Below are 16,737 nucleotides of genomic sequence, written 5' to 3' on the forward strand. Positions count from 1 at the left end.
ACCTTTTAAATTACTCGTCCTCAGACAAGCTAATGAGAGTGTATAATACGTCAAGAGCTTCGCGAGGCGATAGTTGATCCGGGTTAATATCTGCGAGCGTTTCCCTCAATGGATCATTTCCTGCTATTTGTGGCTCTTCATGGTCTGTAATAGTTTGAAATAACGGCAAATCGGTGACCAGACCGCGAACCTTGTCCCCTTTGTCACTAACCTCAAGGTGGGCGAGGACCTGACGTGCGCGTGTGATTACCCTTGGTGGAAGACCTGCCAGTTTTGCGACCTGAATTCCATAGGAGCGATCTGCGGCACCCTTTCCAACTTCGTGAAGAAAGATCACTTCGCCTTTCCATTCGCGAACTTGCATACTGTGTAGGGATAGCGCTTCCAAGGTTTCTTTGAGCGCGGTTAGTTCGTGATAGTGCGTGGCAAATAAAGCGCGGGATTGGTTGATATTGTGAAGGTTTTCAACCGCTGCCCAAGCAATTGACAGGCCATCGTATGTTGCTGTTCCTCGACCAATTTCATCCAAAATCACTAATGATCGTGGACCTGCCTGATTGAGGATCGCGGCGGTTTCAACCATTTCTACCATGAAAGTAGATCGGCCATGCGCCAGATCGTCTGCTGCACCAACACGGCTGAAGAGTTTATCAACCACACCAATATGAGCGCTCGTTGCAGGAACATAGGCGCCTATTTGAGCTAATATAGCAATCAGGGCATTTTGTCTTAGAAAAGTACTTTTACCTGCCATGTTAGGCCCGGTAATCAGCCAAAGTCTTTCATCGGGGTTTAAGTCGCAGTCATTTGCAATGAATTGACTGTTGTTACTTCTCTCTAGCGCATTCTCGACAACAGGGTGTCTACCACCTTGTATATCAAACGCTAAACCGTCATCAACAACTGGGCGTGTGTAATTTTTAATGTCTGCGAGGTGCGCAAGCGCAGATAATACATCAATATTTGCGGTGGCTTCAGCCGCTAACGAAATTGGGTATGACTCTGCTAAAACTTTCGTTGCCAATTGTTGGAAGATATCCTGCTCGAGCGCCAGGGCACGGTCTGCGGCCTCAGAAATTTTTCCAGCCAACTTCGAGAGGTCAGTCGTTGAAAACCGTACGGCATTTGCAAGCGTTTGTCGGTGAATGAAGGTTTCATTCAGCGGTGGCGCCATTAATTTATCAGCTTGTTTAGCTGGTAAATCTACATGATATCCAAGCACATTATTATGTTTGATCTTTAGGGAATTAATACCGGTTTCCTGCTGATAGCGCCCTTCAAGGTTAGCGATCAGTTGGCGGCTTTCATCTCGGAGTGTTCTAAACTCATCAAGCGCGGCGTTATATCCTTTTGCAATGAAACCACCATCACGCGTTATTAACGGAGGATCCGTTACTAATGCATGATCAAGTTCATCACTAAGCACATAGTGTGTGCCCAGATCTTCCTGGATAGCGGCAATTATGGAAAGTGCCTCATCAAAATTATTAGCGCTATTATTCAGTAACGTACCTAATTGGTGCGCGGCCTCTAATCCATTCTTTATTGCCAATAGGTCGCGCGGCCCGGCGCGCTCCATCGCAACTCTTGCAAGCGCCCTTTCCATATCAGGCGTGGATTTCAAAATATCTCTAACATCCTGAATTAAGGGTAAGCGTTCGATAAAATATTGAACCGCATCAAGGCGCTCATTAACTCTTACAGGGTCTGTCAGGGGGGCTGACAGGCGCTTGGACAATAGGCGGGCGCCAGGTCCGGTTACGGTTTGATCAATGGTCGAAAGCAAGCTGCCTGCTGTGTCACCGGTTTGTGTCCGAACAAGCTCCAGGCTGCGACGGGTAGCGACATCAATCAGCATACTTCCATCGCTTGATAGCCGTTTAGGAGGATATAGTTTGGGTAGGTTGCCTTTTTGCGTGTCCTCTAGATATGCAATTAACCCTGCGGCGGCTGTTAGGTCAGCACGGGTAAAAGAAGCAAAGCCATCTAGTGTGGAAACGTCAAATATTTGCTCCAGTTTTTTAGTGCCTGTCTGGCTACTGAAACTTGATGCAGTGTACGGGCTAACAACTGACCTCCAGTCAAATAGAGCCGTGTTAAACTCTTCATGATCCATCAGTGTTTCACTGATTAGGATTTCGCCCGGGTTCAACCGCGCTAAATCACCGTCGAGCCTTGATATTTTTGTTGGGAGAATAAAAAATTCCCCTGTTGATATATCTGTAACCGCGAGGCTTATGAAATTCTGTGCTTGGCCGATAGCGACAAGATAATTATGGCTTCGGGCATCGAGTAAATTATCTTCCGTTAATGTGCCTGGTGTAACTAAGCGTACGACTTCCCTACGGACTACAGATTTTGACCCACGTTTTTTTGCTTCTGCCGGGTCTTCTGTTTGTTCGCAAACTGCTACTTTAAAAGACTTTTTTATAAGTCGTGCCAGATAATTTTCAGCAGCATGCACAGGAACACCTGCCATAGGGATATCTGCACCTGCGTGTTTTCCCCGTTTGGTTAATGTAATGTCGAGAGCGCTTGCGGCTCGCTCTGCATCGTCAAAAAACAACTCATAGAAATCGCCCATGCGATAAAAAAGCAGACAATCAGGATAGTCCGCCTTAATTTGCATATACTGGGCCATCATTGGTGTTGCGCTCGGGTCTTCGGACGCTATGTGCCATTTGTTTTTCTTTTGAGCACTGTTGTTTGTCTCAGATACAGTATTTGTGGCCGCAGTCATATTTTTGATTATCTCACAGATCAAAATGTCCATACCATCTTGTGATTAATTACAAAATGGAGTGTGTTTTTTCTGACTATTATCTATGGTGCCCCCATGGTAACAATCAATATATTTTGTTTTAAATCATTCTTCTATATATCGCCAGTCTGGATAATGCGATTTCTTGAATTGAATGCAGTTAGATCGACACTTTAAGGATAAATAATGGTTGATAAATCATCCAAATTTACAGACGCAGAAGCCCTTCGTTTTCATAGTTCTGGACGCCCTGGAAAGCTGGAAGTAACACCGTCTAAGCCCATGGCTACGCAGCGTGATTTGTCGCTTGCCTACAGCCCTGGTGTTGCGGTGCCAGTGAAGGAAATCGCGGCAGACCCTGACACGGCGTACGATTATACCAGCAAAGGTAATTTGGTTGCAGTTATTTCTAACGGTACTGCAATTCTGGGGCTTGGTAACCTTGGTGCGCAAGCGTCTAAGCCGGTTATGGAAGGGAAAGCCGTTCTCTTTAAGCGTTTTGCTGATGTGGACTCAATCGACCTTGAAGTTGACAGTGAAGACATTGATGAATTTATCAATTGTGTGAAATTATTGGGGCCGAGTTTTGGCGGCATCAATCTGGAAGATATTGGTGCACCGGCGTGTTTTATAATTGAGCAACGCCTGCGGGAGATGATGGATATCCCGGTATTTCATGATGATCAGCATGGTACTGCAATCATTACAGCGGCTGGCTTTATAAATGCACTGGATTTAACGGGCCGCGACATGAAAAACACCAAAATTGTTGCCGTTGGTGCGGGTGCTGCCTGTATTGCCTGTATCGAACTTATTAAAGCGATGGGTGTCCCGCATGAGAATGTAACGATAATCGACCGCACGGGCGTGATCTATGAAGGGCGAAGTGAAGGCATGAATCAGTGGAAGTCTGCTCATGCTATTAAAACTGATGCACGTACGCTTGATGATGCGATTAAAGGCGCTGATGTATTAATTGGTTTATCGGCAGCCGGCACTATTTCGCAGGATATGGTTTTAGAAATGGCGGAAAAGCCTATTATTTTTGCGATGGCAAATCCTGATCCCGAGATTACACCAGAAGATGTTAAAGCCGTGCGTCCGGATGCAATTGTTGCTACTGGGCGCTCTGATTATCCTAATCAGGTCAATAATGTTCTTGGCTTTCCTTACATTTTCCGCGGTGCTTTGGATGTCAGGGCACGTACTATTAATGAAGAAATGAAAATTGCCGCGGCCAATGCCCTTGCAGAGTTAGCAAGAGAGGATGTCCCTGATGAAGTTGCTGCTGCCTATGGTACACGCCCGCATTATGGTGCCGACTATATTATTCCTGCGCCGTTTGATCCGCGCCTAATTCGCGCTGTACCCCTGAAGGTTGCCAAAGCCGCGATGGATACGGGTGTCGCGAGAAAACCAATAGAAGACCTAGATGCCTATGCGCGCTCGCTTTCAGCACGTTTGGACCCAACGGTTGATACACTGTCTTCTATGTTTGAAGATTTGAAACGTAAAGCACCACGGCGCGTTGTTTTCGCAGAAGCTGAGGAAGATAAGGTTTTACGGGCTGCAGTTAGTTTCAAAAACGAAGGATATGGAATACCGGTATTGGTGGGGTATGAAGCCCCTATTCGTGAAAAACTCCGGGATATGGGAATTGAAGCAGATGGCTTTGAAATCAGGAACGCAGCAAATACCAAGCGCAGTGACTATTACATTGAGTATCTCTATGAACGTTTAAATCGCAGAGGTTTTCTACTGCGTGACATCAAGCGATTGGTTAACCGCGACCGAAATGTGTTCTCTGCTTGTATGGTTGCTACAGGCGATGCGGATGCGATGGTAACAGGGGTTACCCGTCATTATTGGCGTGCGTTGAAAAATGTTCGGCGGGTGATTGATCCGCTTCCGGGTAAACGGCCGTTTGGAATGTCAATCATTGTCACCAAAGGGCGGACTGTCTTTATGGCTGACACGACTGTGAATGAAAGCCCGACAGCAGAAGATTTGGCTGAAATCGCTGAAGTGGCTGCTGATTATGTACGCCGATTGGGTCATGATCCACGTGTTGCCTTTTTATCCTTCTCAAATTTCGGTAACCCGCCGTCCAAAAAGACAAAACATATTCAGCGTGCAGTAGAAATCCTCGATGAAAAAGGTGTTACATTTGAATATGATGGTGAAATGCAGGCGGATGTTGCTTTAAACGAGGAGTTGCGTGAGTTATATCCGTTCAGCAAACTTTCTGGGCCGGCCAACTTGTTGATTATGCCAGCACTTCATTCTGCCAATATTGCTTATAAATTACTTGCTGAATTAGGCGGCGGTAAAGTGATTGGTCCTGTATTGCTGGGGATGAGCCATTCAATTCAGATTGCCCGTGTGCAATCAACAGCATCAGACCTTGTCAATATTGCAGGTTTTGCTGCAAGTACCGCAGGTGTGCTTGAGCAAATCAGGGAAGACAGCTGACATTAAAATTGGTCAGGACTGATTCCAGGATTTAATTTTGCGGTAGAGTGTCGATGGGTTCACATCGAGTTTCTCTGCCGCAGCACCAACCTTACCATCACATAATTTAATTGCATGCTCGATAAGTTTTCGCTCCGATAGAGCGAGAGGCCAAATATCTTGTGCAGTTTTAGGAATAGGGATCAGATCGTTTGGTGTTACTGTTGATGTTTGCGGTGACTGTAACGTGCTTTTGTGGCTGGCAACCGGACGGGTGGGACCAATAAGAGGGGTCAACATCTCGCCCGTTAATGTTGGTCCGTGGTTTAAGACAACTGCGCTTTGAATTACGTTACCAAGCTCCCGAACATTTCCGGGCCAAGAATGTGATAACAGTCGGTCTTTGGCGCTATTGTCGATGCCGTCAAACGACTTCCCTTCTTCTTCCGCGTAGGCTTTCAATAGGCTGTTTGCGATCAGGATCACATCATTTTCACGCTCTCTAAGCGGAGGCAGATGAATTGGAATAACATGTAATCGATAATAGAGATCTTCACGAAAACGTCCGGCAAGCACCTCTTCCCAGGGTAGTCTGTTGGTTGCGCACACAAATCGGACATTGACCACCTGTGTTACATTACTGCCAACAGGGGCTATTTGCCCGGTTTGGATGAAGCGCAATAATTTGGCTTGTAAATCCATCGGCATTTCGCATATTTCATCGAGAAATAAAGTACCACCATCAGCGCGAAGGGCAGCACCTTCCCGGTCTTCGGTGGCTCCTGTAAACGCCCCGCGTTTGTGTCCAAAAATCTCGCTTTCAATTAAATTGGCCGGAATGGCGGCACAGTTTAAGGCAACAAAGTTTTTATTGGTGCGCGGACTGGTTTGATGAATAGCTTCTGCACACAGTTCCTTACCAGTACCAGACTCCCCAACAATAAATACGCTTGCTTTTGAGGGGGCGGCATCATTAATCATGCGGTAAACAGCAGCCATGGGAGAACTATCACCGATAAATCGACCCAATGTTTTTGGTTTCTGTCCTTCATACTTTTCCACCAGTGAAGCCAGGCGATAGATTTCAAGGGCATTTTTAGCGGTCGTGCTTAGTCGGTCTGCGTTAAAGGGCTTGAGGATAAAGTCGCTTGCTCCCTCTTGCATAGCTTCAACAGCGATTGCAACAGACCCATGCGCTGTTATCACAATGATCTGGGCCTTATTCCCTTCTTGCTTTAGGCGGCGTAATATATCGAGGCCATCCATATCTGGTAGCTTGAGGTCGAGAAAAATTACCGGCGGGTTATGGTTCGCGATTTTCTCAATGGCGTCCTTTCCGGTTTCTGCAATGAGTACCTCATGGCCTAGTGGTTTCAGGTAGGCTTGATAGGTGAGTGCGAGAGTTGGACTATCCTCGACGATCAGAATTGTTGCATCTTGGTTTTGCACAAAATGGCTCTCTTACAGATTTCAAAATACGTTTCGTATAATATTCAAAACAATAACGCGTTGTTTAATCGGCTGCAAAGATTTATACGTTTCATTTACATTTACCCACTATAATGCGGTATTAGTCCAAAGAACATTATGCATGATGAAATTTTATGACGACTCAAGATATGCCTGATATTGAAGCTGATAATGATGCAGCTAATCGCAGGGGGTTCAAGCGACGGTCAGTTTTGTGGCCAGCGACAATCTCGGTAGCGAGTTATGATTTTTCGTGTCAGGTATGGAATCTGTCGCTGGGCGGCGCTCGGGTTCGGGTTGATATACCACTTCGTGTAGGCGCGGAAGTTTCCTTGTCTGTAATGTCTCGCGCTTCAATTCCTGCCGTAATCGCCTGGACCGAAGACGAAGCTCTGGGGTTAGCGTTTCAAGCTGACTCAGATGAAATTCGCTCGCTATTTGAAGACCGGTTACATATTCTGGGAATCGATGGTTAATACCCTACTTTGATTTGGAGTATCCTCCTATTCGTCTTGCTTCAAAATTATGGATCGATGCCCATATCCGTGCCTGTTTTGGCAAAGGACTTCCTGCATTTGTTGTTCACAAAGGTGATGTGGAACGCGGTGGGGTCATAATCAAAGTCGATAGATTTGACGCGGGTATCCTTGTATTTGAACGCACAACAACCTTCGAAGGGGACACCGTTTGGGCAAAACGCGGGCCTGATAACGGTATGAACGCCCAAGAAGCTCAGCAAATAATCGATAAACGACTTAAATTCGACAGTGACTGTTGGGTTGTTGAAATTGAAGACATGAGGAGTGTCTATCATTTGGAATAAGCGGCCTTGAATTCCGCAGAAAACTTGACTAATCATTTCCATATACCTAGTTACAGCCTTGTAAAACAGGTAAATATGGAAAGCCAATGTCGAAACTTGATATTATCTCGGTACCAGATCCACTTTTAAAAACGGTTTCAGATCCGATTGGAACTGTTGATGACGATCTGCGGAAATTCATGGATAATATGCTGGAAACTATGTATTCAGCGCCTGGTATTGGCCTGGCCGCTATTCAGGTTGCAGTTCCAAAACGTGTCATCGTTGTTGATACAGAAGGTGACGCAGAAAACCCTCAGCCTCTTTTTCTTGTAAATCCGGAAATCACATGGTCTTCGCCAGAATTCAACATCTATAATGAAGGGTGTTTGTCTGTGCCCGAACATTATGCAGAGGTTGAAAGGCCAGAAAGCGTTAAAGTTAAGTATCTGGATTATAATGGGAAAGAACAAGAACAGCTAATGGATGGCCTCACCGCTACATGTGTCCAACATGAAATCGATCATTTAAACGGTGTTGTTTTTATCGACTATTTATCACGGCTACGCAGAAATATGATCATTAAGAAGGTGGCCAAAGCAACAAAAGAAACGGTGGCGCTTTAAATCTGACCCTGTTTCTAGAATTACAACACTAAAGGGAAAATATTGTGCGAATAGCTTTTATGGGAACACCTGACTTTGCTGTTCCAACGCTGGCAGCGTTACTTAGCGCTGGGCACGATGTTGTGGCAGTATATTCCCAACCCCCCCGACCAGCTGGTCGCGGTAAGGTCGAGCGCAAAAGCGCAGTACATAATTTTGCGGACCAACATACTTTGCCAGTTTTCACACCGCAAACTATGCGCAGCCCCGAAGAGCTTACTAGGTTCCAGTCACACGAAATAGACATTGCTGTTGTTGTTGCATATGGCCAAATTCTACCACAATCCATACTAGATACGCCGAAGTTTGGATGTGTGAATGTGCATGCATCCTTATTGCCGCGCTGGCGCGGTGCAGCACCCATTCATCGTGCTATCATGGCGGGAGACCAGGAAACAGGCGTTTGCATTATGGTTATGGAGGCAGGTCTTGATACCGGGCCTGTTATTACCCGCGTGTCTACGCCGATCGCTCCCACCGATACAACTGCACTATTGCATGATAAATTGGCGACAATGGGCGCTGATATCATTGATCAAGCAATCTGTGATTATGCGGCGGGTGAAGTTGTGCCTGAACAACAGGCAGAAGAGGGTGTTACCTATGCCAGTAAAATTGATAAGGCAGAGGCGAGGATTGATTGGACCAAGCCTGCTTTGGAAATTGACAGGCAAATTCGCGGCCTTTCCCCTTTTCCTGGTGCCTGGTGTGAACTCAATGGTTCTCGTATAAAAATTCTTGATAGCGAAGTGTGTGACGGTTCGGGGCAGGCAGGGATTGTTCTTGATGACAATTTAACAATTGCATGCTCCAAAGGGGCTTTGAGGCCAAAATTTTTGCAGAAAGCGGGGAAGGGTGTAACCGACCGCGCAAGCTTCTTGTTAGGTACCTCTGTACCTGCTGGAACAATAGTTAGCTAAGTTTATGCAGAGGTTTAAGCTAACAATCGAGTATGACGGTCGGCCTTTTGCTGGATGGCAACGCCAGAAGGACATTCTGACGGTTCAGGAGGTATTAGAAAACGCCCTCTCTGCATTTCTTCCTAGTGAAAATGCTGTTGTGTCTGGTTCTGGTCGCACTGACGCTGGTGTGCATGCAATCGGTCAAGTAGCGCATGTTGATGTTATGCGTGATATTGGCCCTGATGAGCTTCAGGGCGCGCTTAATTATCACTGTCGTCCACATCCCGTTTCTGTATTGGCTGTTGAGCCAGTAGACAGTGAATTTCATGCACGATTTTCAGCTGTCAGGCGCCACTACACCTATAAAATTTGCAATCGACGGGCACCGCTTACCTTTCATAGCGGCCTTGAATGGCATGTGAAAGCGCCGCTCGATGTTGAAAAAATGGATAAAGCGGCTCAATATTTAGTTGGCCAGCATGACTTTACAAGTTTTAGACATATTCATTGTCAGGCACAAAGTCCAATAAAAACAGTCGATTATGTGAAGGTAGAGCGTACTGGTGATGTGGTGCTAATCCATGCTGGTGCCCGGTCATTTCTTCATCATCAGATCCGTTCTTTTACAGGTACATTGCAGCAGGTTGGTATTGGTAAGCTGCAACCAAATGCTGTCAAAGACGTTTTAGAAGCCTGTGATCGTTCGGCCTTGCCGCTGAATGCCCCACCGGATGGTTTATACTTTCGAAGTGTAGAATACTAAATCGCAATATATATCGGATAGTGGTGGAGTGATTAAGAAAACAGCTTAAACACGGTTTGCTTATTGTCTGTATCTCTTAGTTTTGTTCGTATGGTTTCCTGACGCAGTATTCGTGAAATTTTTGCAAGCGCCTTCAGGTTTTCTGCGCCAGCTTCCTCTGGCATCAACAACATGAAAATCAAGTCTACTTGCTTGTCATCAATTGATTCGAACGGGATAGGCTTTTGTAAATGCGCGTAAAGCCCAGTAATCGAAGTGAGGCCAGACAGCCGTGCATGTGGTATCGCGACCCCGCCACCTACACCGGTACTACCCAGTCGTTCTCTGTCATGAAGGGCTGCGAGAATTTCATAATGATCAATATTTACGCTTTTACTTATATGAATTGAAAGTGCTTCAAGTATCTGTTTTTTACTCGAGGCGGCAAAACTTAGAAGTATATTATCTGCGTTTAGAAACTCTTCTATTTCCATCATTTTGCCAGTAAATTATTGAATGAATTCAGCGTAAAAAATAATACTAACGATAGCATCTAATGAAAAGCTCTATCGTTAGTATGGTATGTTATCTGTTGCTAATGTTTAATGCCATTAGCGTTTCTATATAGTCAAGTTTTAGGAACTAGGGCTGATCCAGCCGATATTACCATCAGGCCGCCTATACACAACTTCGAGCGAATCGTTACGGTCGTTCCTGAACATGAAAGCGCTTGCATCAGCAAGATCCATTAGCATAACAGCGTCACCTACGCTTACGCTTGGGATTTCCTTCTTTGATTCGGCAATGATGATAGGCTGATCGTCTTGCTTGTCATCAGCATCGTCGCTTTGGTCTTCAGGTGCGATTACCGTATCGTTTGCAAGTTCAACTGCAGCATCCCGGCTTGGCGAATTATGGTGATTTTTTATTCGTCGCTTATATCGCCTCAGCTGTTTTTCAACTTTTTCCGCTGCTGCTTCGAAAGCGACATAAGGGTCTTCTGCTTCGCCTCGACTTTGGAGGTTAATGCCTTGATTTGCGTGTAGAGATACATCGCACCGACAGGTATGTCCTTCTTTTGAGAATGTAGTTGAAGCATCAATGGAGCGGGTAAAGTATTTGTCTGCAATGGCGTAAAGCTGAGTTTCTACATGTGTTGTTAAAGCTTCGCCAACATTCATTTTTCTTCCGGTAACATTGATTTCCATAAGGGCCATTCTTCCTTTCTTTAGGGGTAGAGTTTATCAATCTACCCGGTACTAGGGACGTGTGATATCCCCGAGGAGGCTCGGGATAATGCACGTTTTAGAATGGTGCACTATCCGTGCGTGCTAATCTTTGCGATTAGTCAAAAACAGCCTAGCACATATCGGGCTATGCTTGCCTCATAAGAAATATCACTATTACTAATCTATTGATATTAAATGACATTTCAAGGTTGATTAGAAATTAAATAGGGTTAATATATTTGCGACTCGGAAGATTAAGCCATGTTTTTCTGACGTCGGCGTTGAACCGATGATGGGATTTTCATCGCTTCCCGGTATTTTGCAACGGTTCGCCTCGCAATATCGACACCTTCAGCCTTCATGAGTGCCACAAGCTTGTCATCAGATAAAATTTTCTTTGGGTCTTCCTGGTCTATCAATTCTTTCAACCGATATTTAACAGATTCTGCTGAATGGGCGTCACCGCCGGACGCAGAAGAAATCGCTGAGGTGAAGAAATATTTAAGTTCAAACATCCCCCTGGAGCACGACATGAATTTATTATTTGTCACGCGTGAAACCGTTGATTCGTGCATATCAATTTCTTCGGCAATATCCTTTAAGATCAGTGGTTTCATATAGCGAACACCATGCTCGAAGAACATTTCCTGTTTTTTAACAAGCGCAGTTGCGACCTTAAGGATAGTTTTGGCCCGTTGATCCAATGCTTTCACAAGCCAGTTAGCATTAGATACACAATCAGATACAAATGTTTTGGCTTCTTTTTCGCCCGTAACGCCTTCAAGCTCAGCTAAATAGTGGCTGTTTAGAAGTACTTTTGGCAATGTATCTGTATTTAATTCAACAATCCATGCGCCGGCTTTGTTCTTGGATATGAAAATATCAGGCACAACGGGTTGCACGGAATCAGAACTATAGAGTAACCCGGGTTTTGGGTTGAGCGTTCTGATCTCTTTAATCATATCAGTCAGATCTTCTTGATCCGTACCACATGCTTTTTTTAATCCCGCCATGTCTCGTTTTCCGAGCAGGTCTAGGTTGGCGAGAAACTTTTGCATAATCGGGTCTAATCGGTCTTGCTCGGCTAACTGGATAGCAAGGCATTCGGCCAAGTTACGGGCGAATACCCCAGATGGCTCCATTTTCTGCAATTGAACAAGAACAGCCTCGACATCCTCTTGGTCACAACCAAGTCTAGGCGCAATTTCATAGACGTTTTCTTGGTCGACATATCCGGCTTCGTCCACCATATCGATCAAGTGCATGGCGATCATGCGATCACCTTGCGTTTTCAATAAGGTTGTCATCTGACGCGTTAGAAAATCATGTAAATTTTCACTTTCTTCGAGGGTCTGCTCGAAACTTCGGTCGTCATTAAAGCTACCGGATGAACTTGTTTGGCTTGACCCATCATAAGATAGTGAACCAGATGCGTTTGTGTCCGAGATACTGCCTGCCTTATCGGCAACAGCATCGTTATTGAAGACATTATCCTGATAATCAGTGTCAAGCGCGGTGTCATTACCGCTTGTTGTATCAATCGCCGTGTTCATACTGGTATCGGCGGCAATCATACCGTCGTTATTATCGTTTCCCGTTCCGTCTTCACGGAGGTAACTATCATCAGCGGTTCCACCACCCTCGCCGTTATCAGGATTTATTTCAGTGAGGGATGCACTCTCGCCAGCGTTTTCCAGTAAGGGATTGCGTTCAATTTCCTCGGCTACATAGTCCGCTAGTTCCAGATTACTAAGTTGAAGGAGCTTAATCGCTTGTTGCAACTGGGGCGTCATGACCAGTTGCTGGCTTTGTCTTAGGTCTAATCTGGGAGTAAGTGCCATCCTGAATACCTATAGACTAAACGATTCACCAAGATATACACGGCGCACGTCAGGACTTTTAAGAACTTCGTCTGCAGTGCCTTCAAAAAGAACATGACCGTCGTAAATAATGTATGCACGATCAATGATATCTAGTGTTTCACGTACATTATGGTCTGTAATCAAAACGCCGATACCCCGATCTTTCAGATGATACGTAAGGTCGCGAATATCGGAAATGGCAATTGGGTCAATACCGGCAAAGGGTTCATCTAGAAGAACAAAGCTTGGCCTTGCAGCGAGCGCACGAGCGATTTCACAGCGGCGTCGTTCACCACCAGACAACGCCAGTGCCTGAGTATTTCTTAAATGCGTGATAGAAAACTCTTCTAATAATTCGTTGAGCATAGCGTCCCGAAGGGCTCTGTCTTCTTCCACAATCTCTAGGACGGCACGGATATTTTCTTCGACTGTCATGCCACGAAAAATCGAAGTTTCCTGCGGTAGGTAACCGATGCCAAGGCGTGCCCTTCGATACATTGGGAGATGGGTAATATCATTTCCATCAAGCGAAACCCGACCATGATCAGGTGCAATCAACCCGGTAATGCTATAAAATGTTGTTGTTTTTCCGGCTCCATTAGGGCCTAGAAGGCCGACTACCTCGCCTTTGTGGACAGAAATGGAAACATCGCGCAAGACTGGTCTACCATTATAGGACTTCCCAATCCCTTCTACATGTAAGCCGCCTCGTTTCTGCGTTTGATCAGCTTTAGTATTCGAAGTTTTATCGCTCTGTTTCATATCGCTCATGAATATTTCTTATGATTAGTTTCTAATCTCAATTTCAATAATATCAGCTGATTTCTATTCTGGCTCATTTTATGCATGTATATATGCAATAAACCACTATTATTGGTTAACAGCCAGTTAAAATAATGAAATTTCAGTAATTTTATCTGTGATATCAAATATTGCTGGAATAGAGGCTACTTGTTCTGGCCATCTTTTTTCGGGACGGAAAAGCTGCCGCGAACACGGCCATCATTTTTTCCAGTTTCACCATCCAGCTTTGTCAGACCACTGACTAAATCCAGTTCCAGGCGTTCACCGTTTAAAGTATTTTGACCTTGGGTCAGTTTGACATTCCCTCCAAAGGTAACCAGACGACGATTGACATCATACACACTCCACTCGCTAATCACTTCTTCGCTTGATGATGAAAGTTTTACACCGCCACGGGCATCTAGTCGTTCTATCGACGGGTTAAGGCCTTCGCCGCTTGATGTGTAGAAAACAGTTAGAGAGTCCGACGTTAATATCAACTTTCCTTGCGTAACTTTTACGGTGCCGGAAAATACACCTTGCCCTTGTTTTTGACGTAGTTCAAAGCGCTCTGCGTCAATATCCAATGGTTGATAGGTATCATGATTTTTCAGGTCAGATTGAGCGTTAGCTACACCGGAGGCTAGAACTATAAGTATGAATAGAGATAGGGCGCGGGTCATTTTAGCTTCCTGTGGTTGATAACGGTTTAGACGGTTCGGGACGGTCATTATCTGGTCTTTGGGGAAGGATACGCATTTTGACACCTCCTTCAAATAATCCAATTTGTTCTTTGACCTGAATAGTCATTCTGCTTGCGCGAATTTCACCCAAATCGGATGTACCCAGTATGGAGCCTTGCCCTTCAGCTGATCGGGTGCTGAGGTCAACATCTGCGCCCAGCATATCCAGTGTGTAGCCATTTCCTGTTTCCAGATGGACACCGCCAATTAAAGAGAGTGTTCGCTCTTTCATTCGGTAGATACCTGTTCGGGCGTTTACGATCGCAGGCACATCTGGTTCGACTTCCATTTTTGCGGTAATAGCGGTCAGTTTCACACGTTCGGCATTGGGGTCAGCCTGCTCACCGCTTTCCGCTGTAACTGTAAATAGTCGATTATCATTATCTGTTCCTACATACTGCAGATTGGTCATACGAACACGACCATCACCTTGGGCGACTTCGTCTTTTGATAGTGTGAAACTAACCTCTTTCTCATTGATGAAGGGCCATAATATTGTAATTGCGCCCAGTATCAGGGCAAAAACAGGCAAGGTAATTCGCATTAAAGAAACGAATTGATCCCAAAATGGCCCTTCTTTGATGATTGGTTTGGGCAAAAGCGCGTTTCGGGCATCATCTTTTGCCCGTTCTTCGCTGTCATAATGATCTGTAACTGTTTTTGCCATGAGTCGCCTTTTAGCAGCTTAATGAGAGAAAATGTCCATATTTTCAAATCCCATTAAATCGAGTTTCGCGCGTATTGGTAAAAAATTAAACGCTGCTTGAGCTTCTAAAGTTCGACCTTCGCGCTCCAGCATGATATCGAGCTTTGTTTTTAGCTGATGGAGATACAGAACATCAGAAGCGGCGTATGTTTGTTGCGCTTCAGATAATGTTGGCGCTCCCCAGTCGCTACTTTGTTGTTGTTTATCAAGCTCGATGCCAGCCAGTTCGCGGCACAAGTCCTTTAGACCGTGGCGATCCGTGTATGTTCTAACGAGTTTTGAGGCGATTTTGGTGCAGTAAATGGGGGTAACTTCTACACCCAGGTAATGCGATAAAACGGCCACATCAAACCTGGCAAAATGAAAGAGTTTAATAACGTTTGGGTCAGCCATCAGTTTTTTCAGATTTGGCGCATCGTAAGAAATACCGTCAAACTTTACCAAATGTGCATTTCCATCACCGGATGATAGCTGGACAACACATAGCCGGTCTCTGTGCGGGTTTAAACCCATTGTTTCGCTATCAACCGCGACCATGCTTCCAAAGTCAAGATTATCCGGCAGGTCACCGTCATGAACAAAAACAGACATCGTATCTCCAAATATAACGAATTATTTTCACACTCTTATATCATGCTTGTGGCAGAAAAAAGAAGAGCGTGCGAGGGTTTATTCACATATTAATGCAATGGATATGGTTTCAGGCTAGTTGGGTAAAAGCTGAGGAAGATATGTAGTCGTATTTTTGCGTTTACCTTTGGATGAAACATGATAGCATGAAATCACATATTAATGCCTTACATTATTTTGGCGTGGAGGTTCAGACAATGCAGTCGTTGCAGGAAATATTTGATTATATATACGAAAACAAAGCCGAGAAAGTATTGATTCCTGAAGGCTGGTCTCAAGGACGAGCCGCGTACGGCGGGCTTGTTGCAGCGGCTGCTTCCAGTTCGATGATTAGCATGTTGGGCGATGATGCTCCTCCTATTCGTTCGTTTATGGGGTCTTTCGTTGCCCCCGCATCCCCTGGCGACTGTATGCTTGATGCCAGATTGGTCAGGCAAGGCAAGAATGTTAGTCAGTTGGCGAGTAATGTGATTGCCAACGATAAGGTTTGTTTTCAGTCAATGGCCCTGTTTGGTGCGAACCGTGATACGAAAAGTGTTGTGCCTAACTTCTCCTTTAATCCTGAACCACGTGACAGTGTACCGCCTCTGGTACCCAACCCAATGATGCCTCCGTTTCTATCTAAATTTGATTGCCATTGGTCAGGCGGAGGGATTCCGCTGTCGGGCTCTAAGGATCGACGATTGGGGTTATGGGTGCGTCACCGGTCTGATATGAGTAGGTACCCGGTTGAGAAAATCATTTCTATTTGCGATTTCCCGCCCCCTATTATGCTGTCACACTATACGAAGCCTGTAATGGTAAGCTCTTTAAGTTGGTCGTTGGAGTTTTTGATGCCGGTTCAAGATATTAAAAGCGACTGGTTCTATCTTGATTTTAATCTGGATGCGGCTGCGAACGGTTATTCGCAGCAATCTGGGTACGTCTTTACAGAAGATGGCCAATTATGTGCCCTATCGAGGCAGTGTATGGTTTACTTTGAGTAAAATAC

At 45.2% G+C, this 16,737-nt stretch carries 16 protein-coding genes; 7 read left to right on the forward strand and 9 right to left on the reverse strand.

Translation table 11 applies throughout. From position 1 onward, the window contains the following. Positions 1-10 precede the first annotated feature (10 nt). Complete coding sequence (gene mutS, locus KFF44_RS01110) at positions 11-2,740, reverse strand: DNA mismatch repair protein MutS (protein ID WP_255936365.1); 2,730 nt, start codon at positions 2,738-2,740, stop codon at positions 11-13. A gap of 207 nt (positions 2,741-2,947) precedes the next feature. Between mutS and KFF44_RS16200 the strand changes: the two genes are divergently transcribed. Continuing rightward, entirely contained in the window at positions 2,948-5,233 is a 2,286-nt protein-coding gene (locus KFF44_RS16200; protein WP_305118790.1) for an NADP-dependent malic enzyme, read from the forward strand. Positions 5,234-5,245: 12 nt separating this feature from the next. Here the strand turns inward: KFF44_RS16200 and KFF44_RS01125 are convergent, their stop codons facing one another. After that, on the reverse strand, positions 5,246-6,661 hold the full coding sequence (locus tag KFF44_RS01125; RefSeq protein WP_255936366.1) for a sigma-54 dependent transcriptional regulator: 1,416 nt from the start codon (positions 6,659-6,661) through the stop codon (positions 5,246-5,248). A 155-nt stretch (positions 6,662-6,816) separates the two neighbouring features. On the opposite strand from KFF44_RS01125, the gene KFF44_RS01130 reads away from it, so the two are divergent. From KFF44_RS01130 to truA, 5 genes are all read left to right on the forward strand, one after another. Then, positions 6,817-7,158 carry a PilZ domain-containing protein gene (locus KFF44_RS01130; RefSeq protein ID WP_255936367.1) on the forward strand — a complete coding sequence of 114 codons (342 nt, stop codon included), beginning with the start codon at positions 6,817-6,819 and terminating at the stop codon, positions 7,156-7,158. 14 nt (positions 7,159-7,172) lie between these two features. Next, positions 7,173-7,505, forward strand: coding sequence for a DUF1491 family protein (locus tag KFF44_RS01135; protein WP_255936368.1), 333 nt, complete (start codon positions 7,173-7,175; stop codon positions 7,503-7,505). Positions 7,506-7,591: 86 nt separating this feature from the next. Then, a complete protein-coding gene (def, locus tag KFF44_RS01140) occupies positions 7,592-8,110 on the forward strand; it encodes a peptide deformylase (protein WP_255936369.1) in 519 nt (172 codons plus the stop codon). A 44-nt stretch (positions 8,111-8,154) separates the two neighbouring features. Beyond that, the gene (fmt, locus tag KFF44_RS01145) at positions 8,155-9,069 is read left to right on the forward strand and encodes a methionyl-tRNA formyltransferase (protein WP_255936371.1); all 915 of its coding nucleotides are present in this window, start codon (positions 8,155-8,157) and stop codon (positions 9,067-9,069) included. A gap of 4 nt (positions 9,070-9,073) precedes the next feature. Beyond that, complete coding sequence (truA, locus tag KFF44_RS01150) at positions 9,074-9,814, forward strand: tRNA pseudouridine(38-40) synthase TruA (RefSeq protein ID WP_255936372.1); 741 nt, start codon at positions 9,074-9,076, stop codon at positions 9,812-9,814. A 32-nt stretch (positions 9,815-9,846) separates the two neighbouring features. Here the strand turns inward: truA and KFF44_RS01155 are convergent, their stop codons facing one another. The 7 genes from KFF44_RS01155 to KFF44_RS01185 all read right to left on the reverse strand — a co-directional run bounded on the left by KFF44_RS01155 (position 9,847) and on the right by KFF44_RS01185 (position 15,707). Continuing rightward, the gene (locus KFF44_RS01155) at positions 9,847-10,290 is read right to left on the reverse strand and encodes a PTS sugar transporter subunit IIA (RefSeq protein WP_255936373.1); all 444 of its coding nucleotides are present in this window, start codon (positions 10,288-10,290) and stop codon (positions 9,847-9,849) included. A 138-nt stretch (positions 10,291-10,428) separates the two neighbouring features. Next, positions 10,429-11,001, reverse strand: coding sequence for a ribosome hibernation-promoting factor, HPF/YfiA family (gene hpf / locus KFF44_RS01160; protein ID WP_255936374.1), 573 nt, complete (start codon positions 10,999-11,001; stop codon positions 10,429-10,431). Positions 11,002-11,276: 275 nt separating this feature from the next. Next, on the reverse strand, positions 11,277-12,863 hold the full coding sequence (gene rpoN / locus KFF44_RS01165) for an RNA polymerase factor sigma-54 (RefSeq protein WP_255936375.1): 1,587 nt from the start codon (positions 12,861-12,863) through the stop codon (positions 11,277-11,279). A 9-nt stretch (positions 12,864-12,872) separates the two neighbouring features. Continuing rightward, the gene (lptB, locus tag KFF44_RS01170; RefSeq protein ID WP_305118798.1) at positions 12,873-13,646 is read right to left on the reverse strand and encodes an LPS export ABC transporter ATP-binding protein; all 774 of its coding nucleotides are present in this window, start codon (positions 13,644-13,646) and stop codon (positions 12,873-12,875) included. A gap of 185 nt (positions 13,647-13,831) precedes the next feature. After that, entirely contained in the window at positions 13,832-14,350 is a 519-nt protein-coding gene (locus KFF44_RS01175; RefSeq protein WP_255936377.1) for an LptA/OstA family protein, read from the reverse strand. A gap of 1 nt (position 14,351) precedes the next feature. Continuing rightward, positions 14,352-15,077, reverse strand: coding sequence for an LPS export ABC transporter periplasmic protein LptC (gene lptC, locus KFF44_RS01180; RefSeq protein ID WP_255936378.1), 726 nt, complete (start codon positions 15,075-15,077; stop codon positions 14,352-14,354). A gap of 18 nt (positions 15,078-15,095) precedes the next feature. After that, positions 15,096-15,707, reverse strand: coding sequence for a ribonuclease D (locus KFF44_RS01185; RefSeq protein WP_255936379.1), 612 nt, complete (start codon positions 15,705-15,707; stop codon positions 15,096-15,098). Positions 15,708-15,943: 236 nt separating this feature from the next. Here KFF44_RS01185 and KFF44_RS01190 point away from each other — a divergent pair, with 236 nt between their 5' ends. Beyond that, on the forward strand, positions 15,944-16,732 hold the full coding sequence (locus KFF44_RS01190; protein WP_255936380.1) for a thioesterase family protein: 789 nt from the start codon (positions 15,944-15,946) through the stop codon (positions 16,730-16,732). The last annotated feature ends 5 nt before the right edge of the window (positions 16,733-16,737 follow it).

The organism is Kordiimonas sp. SCSIO 12610 (genome assembly GCF_024398015.1).
In the GTDB taxonomy this organism is placed as follows: Bacteria; Pseudomonadota; Alphaproteobacteria; order Sphingomonadales; family Kordiimonadaceae; genus CANLMI01.

Bases quoted from the DNA above. Each gene is read 5' to 3' on its own strand.
- mutS (WP_255936365.1), bottom strand. From the start codon at position 2,740: ATGACTGCGGCCACAAATACTGTATCTGAGACAAACAACAGTGCTCAA.
- KFF44_RS16200 (WP_305118790.1), top strand. From the start codon at position 2,948: ATGGTTGATAAATCATCCAAATTTACAGACGCAGAAGCCCTTCGTTTT.
- KFF44_RS01130 (WP_255936367.1), top strand. From the start codon at position 6,817: ATGACGACTCAAGATATGCCTGATATTGAAGCTGATAATGATGCAGCT.
- def (WP_255936369.1), top strand. From the start codon at position 7,592: ATGTCGAAACTTGATATTATCTCGGTACCAGATCCACTTTTAAAAACG.
- truA (WP_255936372.1), top strand. From the start codon at position 9,074: ATGCAGAGGTTTAAGCTAACAATCGAGTATGACGGTCGGCCTTTTGCT.
- KFF44_RS01155 (WP_255936373.1), bottom strand. From the start codon at position 10,290: ATGATGGAAATAGAAGAGTTTCTAAACGCAGATAATATACTTCTAAGT.
- hpf (WP_255936374.1), bottom strand. From the start codon at position 11,001: ATGGAAATCAATGTTACCGGAAGAAAAATGAATGTTGGCGAAGCTTTA.
- rpoN (WP_255936375.1), bottom strand. From the start codon at position 12,863: ATGGCACTTACTCCCAGATTAGACCTAAGACAAAGCCAGCAACTGGTC.
- lptB (WP_305118798.1), bottom strand. From the start codon at position 13,646: ATGAAACAGAGCGATAAAACTTCGAATACTAAAGCTGATCAAACGCAG.
- KFF44_RS01175 (WP_255936377.1), bottom strand. From the start codon at position 14,350: ATGACCCGCGCCCTATCTCTATTCATACTTATAGTTCTAGCCTCCGGT.
- lptC (WP_255936378.1), bottom strand. From the start codon at position 15,077: ATGGCAAAAACAGTTACAGATCATTATGACAGCGAAGAACGGGCAAAA.
- KFF44_RS01185 (WP_255936379.1), bottom strand. From the start codon at position 15,707: ATGTCTGTTTTTGTTCATGACGGTGACCTGCCGGATAATCTTGACTTT.
- KFF44_RS01190 (WP_255936380.1), top strand. From the start codon at position 15,944: ATGCAGTCGTTGCAGGAAATATTTGATTATATATACGAAAACAAAGCC.